Annotated in this window: 2 protein-coding genes; both read left to right on the top strand. The window is 32.4% G+C overall.

Annotated elements, in window-relative coordinates; genetic code table 11:
• Positions 1-925 (top strand): Druantia anti-phage system protein DruA (locus KPL51_RS23010; RefSeq protein WP_216166765.1); only part of this gene is annotated, 925 nt, incomplete at its 5' end.
• Positions 918-1456 (top strand): transposase family protein (locus KPL51_RS23005; RefSeq protein ID WP_216166764.1); only part of this gene is annotated, 539 nt, incomplete at its 3' end. The genes KPL51_RS23010 and KPL51_RS23005, both read left to right, overlap by 8 nt.

Here is a 1456-nt window from a genome sequence, read left to right as displayed (position 1 = left end):
GAAAGGTAGGTGGAACAAAATCATGGACAATATTATCATGGAATACTCCGGTAAAAAATTCACTTCTGAAGATATAGAACTTATAAAATGGACGAGAAAAAAATATCATCATTTATCGAGGAGAGAACTTGCAAGTACTATATGCGAATTTTTAAGTTGGACCACTCCCAGTGGAAGAGCGAAAACACCTCAATGCGTGGCATTTCTAGGGAAATTAGAAGAATCAGCAATTATCGAACTTCCACCCGTAATTACAATTGCAAAAAAAAATAGTAATTCAATAATACCTGAATATAATATAGATACCGCGCTCATTACAGGTGTTCTAAAGGATTTTGAACCTATTTATTTAGACATTGCCAGAGCCGGAGGCGAACTGAAATTATGGAGAAAATACGTTAATGACTATCATATGCTAGGGGATAAGCAAGTATTTGGTTCTAGATTATACTATTTTGTTAAGAGTGGAGATAAAAAGCTTGGTTGTCTTCAGTTTTCAGCATCAGCATGGGCATTAAAATCCCGTGATGAATGGATAGGTTGGAATATTGAAAATAAAAAAACACAGCTTCATTTTATACTGAATAACAGTAGATTTTTAATATTTCCTTGGGTTAATATTAAAAATTTAGCAAGCAAAACATTAGCTTTATCAATAAAACAAATTCAGAAAGATTGGCTCAGAGAATATTGTTATGCTCCTGTACTATTAGAGACCTTTGTAGATACTTCTCACTTTGCAGGGACATGCTATAAAGCCTCAAACTGGACATATCTAGGTGAAACCAAAGGCCGCGGCAGAATGGACAGAAATAATAAATCTGAGGTGTCACCCAAAGCTATTTATATGTATCCTCTACAAAAGGATTTTAAGGATTGTCTTAAAGGGCTTAAGCCATGCAAGGTGGTGAGTCCTGATGAATAGAACAGAAAGACGACAGGATGAAAGAGAACATGAAAAAGAAATTAAAAGAAAAGAATTAGAATCTAATGGAGTTATTATTTCAAGACAGGTGTATAGGGGGAAAATAAATATAACTAATAAAAAATGTGGTCATAGTACAGCTGAAGAAGAAAAATCAGAGAGACAGGAAACCATAGAAGTAGCTCTGAAGGTTTATAGAAGACTTCTACCAATACTTCTTAAAAGATTGAGTAAAATCAAAGATCCAAGGCAAACTAAAAAAACAAAACATAGTTTAACAGTACTAATGATATATGGAATACTTATGTTTGTATATAATATATCTTCATTAAGAAATGCTAATAAAGAAATGAGTTTGCCAATATTTTTTAATAACATGAATGCTATGTTTCCTGAATTTAAAACTATGCCGCATTCAGATACATTAAGCAGACTTTTAGAGAAAATAGAAGTGGTGGAGATAGAAGAAAGTCTGTTGCAGCTTTTTGAAGAACTTATTAAAAAAAAGAAATTTAGAAACCATTTGATAAA

It is taken from the genome of Clostridium bowmanii (assembly GCF_018861315.1).
Taxonomy (GTDB): Bacteria; Bacillota; Clostridia; order Clostridiales; family Clostridiaceae; genus Clostridium_AD; species Clostridium_AD bowmanii.
The sequence above is the reverse complement of the archived record's forward strand: the minus strand, read 5'-3'. Positions and strand labels throughout refer to the sequence as shown.